The sequence below is a fragment of the Rhabdochromatium marinum genome, from assembly GCF_016583795.1.
Taxonomy (GTDB): Bacteria; Pseudomonadota; Gammaproteobacteria; order Chromatiales; family Chromatiaceae; genus Rhabdochromatium; species Rhabdochromatium marinum.
The window spans coordinates 1-1,921 of record NZ_NRRS01000183.1 but is presented as its reverse complement, the minus strand read 5'-3'; the positions used below and the strand labels follow the sequence as shown (position 1 = coordinate 1,921).

The 1,921-nt window shown below is 59.7% G+C and carries 3 protein-coding genes; all 3 read right to left on the bottom strand.

The window, feature by feature from the left end:
* Positions 1 to 205, bottom strand: a 205-nt coding sequence (locus CKO36_RS19195) for a DUF4277 domain-containing protein (protein WP_200286482.1), incomplete at its 3' end; no start/stop codon positions are given.
* A gap of 2 nt (positions 206 to 207) precedes the next feature.
* Complete coding sequence (locus CKO36_RS19190; RefSeq protein WP_242469755.1) at positions 208 to 780, bottom strand: N-acetylneuraminate synthase family protein; 573 nt, start codon at positions 778 to 780, stop codon at positions 208 to 210.
* A 111-nt stretch (positions 781 to 891) separates the two neighbouring features.
* Positions 892 to 1,839 (bottom strand): IS1595 family transposase, encoded by a 948-nt coding sequence (locus tag CKO36_RS19185; RefSeq protein WP_200286495.1) that lies wholly within the window; start codon positions 1,837 to 1,839, stop codon positions 892 to 894.
* Positions 1,840 to 1,921: the final 82 nt, after the last annotated feature.

The window sequence follows — 1,921 nt, the reverse complement described above, 5'->3', positions numbered from 1 at the left end:
GCGCGAAGCCTAACCCGTTGAGTACCATCGCTTTTACAGACTGTCCCAGGGAGATGATCCGGCTGCTTTCATCCTGTACCATAACCCGATCAATGAGCTCCCCGAGACCCAGCTCGTCGTACATTCCCGCTACCAATCCCAGGTGTTCGAGCGCTTGGCTGCTGTAATGCTGTGGACTGGCCTTTGAGCCAGTTTCGATGTGCATGGCTAGCCTGCTTCCCTCTGAATGTTTGCGATAAACGCAAGGATAGATGAGTTGAGAGAAAACCTGTTGGTGGCGTGAGCGGGTGCGGAATGTCGGGTAAAGTGCTTTTCAATCACGGTTGCCCCTAACGCCACTGCTGCGATGCCGGCGCCAATGCCGTGAGTATGGTCGGAGAGGCCCACCTCGGCGCCGAACAGCTCGCGCAGGTGCGGAATGGTGTTGAGGTGGCTGTTGTCCGGGGTAGCTGGGTAGGTGCTGGTGCACTTGAGCAGGATGAGGTCTTTGCAACCGGCGGCGCGGGCGGCGCGGACGGTTTCGTCCAGCTCAGCAAGCGTGGCCATGCCGGTGGAGATGATCATCGGCTTGCCGGTGGCGGCGACCTTGCGGATCAACGGCAGGTCGGCGTTTTCGAACGAGGCGTTCTTGTAGCAGGGCGTATCGAGTGACTCGAGGAAATCGACGGCGGTATCGTCAAACGGCGTGCTGAAGGCGATCAACCCGAGTTGATTGGCGCGCTCAATGATGGGCGCGTGCCAATCCCAAGGGGTGTGGGCGATCTCATAGAGCTCGTGCAAGCTGTGGCCGTGCTAGAGGCTGCGTTCGTCGTCGATGAAGAACTCGCCGGTCTTCACCGGTAGGGTCATGGTGTCGGCGGTGTAGGTTTGCAGCTTGATCGCACCTGATTATTAACATGCCTCAGCCATTTTCAGGAGACGGTGTGGCATCGGTGGAGTTCGCACGGCAGCCCATCCAAGGCGCGGGAGCATGGAGGCCAGATCAAATCGGCGATTGAAGCGATAGCAAAACTCGGCCAGGAAGCGCGGCAGATGCTTGCTGTTCACCTGATGATAGGAACCATGCAGGCTGTTTTTGACGTTACCGAGGACGGTGTTAAGCCACTGAAATTCGGGCAAGGCCATGCTGCGATAGCCGCCACCGGTGACGACGGGCTGGTGCTCGAACCCGGCGCTGGCGACGCCACGAAAGCACGCCAGCCCATCGGTGAGCACGATGGCATTGGGATCGAAGTGGCGCTTGGCGAAGCGCTCGACTTCGCGCGTGCGCAAGCCGGCCACCTTGCCCAGGCAAAGCCCGATCGGGTGGCCTTCTGCGTTGCAGGACAAGGCGGCGATGAACGCAACCTTGTTCGGTGAGCCGCGCCCAGGCTTGGCCCCGTGACGCTCCCCGCCCCAGTAGGCATCGTCGACCTCGATAACACCCTTGAGTCGGGTTTGATCGTCACGCTCTTTCATGACCTGCAACAGTTTGTGCTTGACCCGCCAAGCGGTGAGATAGGAAACGCCCAGATGACGCTTGAGCTCCAGCGCAGAGATGCCGTTTTTCTGCTGCGTCAACAAGAACATCGCCAGGAACCAGGTCGTGAGCGGCAGCTTGGTCGCCTCGAAGATCGTCCCAGCCGTTACGGAGGTTTGGTGATGGCAATGGCGGCACTGCAACAGGGCGCGCGTGCGCAGTCGCACCGGTACGCCGCCGTGACCACAGCTCGGGCAGACGAACCCCTGCGGCCAGCGCCATTGCTCCAGGGCTTCAACGCACAGAGCTTCACGGCCGTAGTGCGTCATAAATTCCTGCAAGCTCAAGCCCTTCTGAAATTGGATCGGGTTTTGTGCCATCAGCGCTTCTCCAGAAACTTGCGATGGCCTCAGTATGCGCCGTCTCAGCACTCGCAGGCTGAGATTCGTAAATAATCAGGTG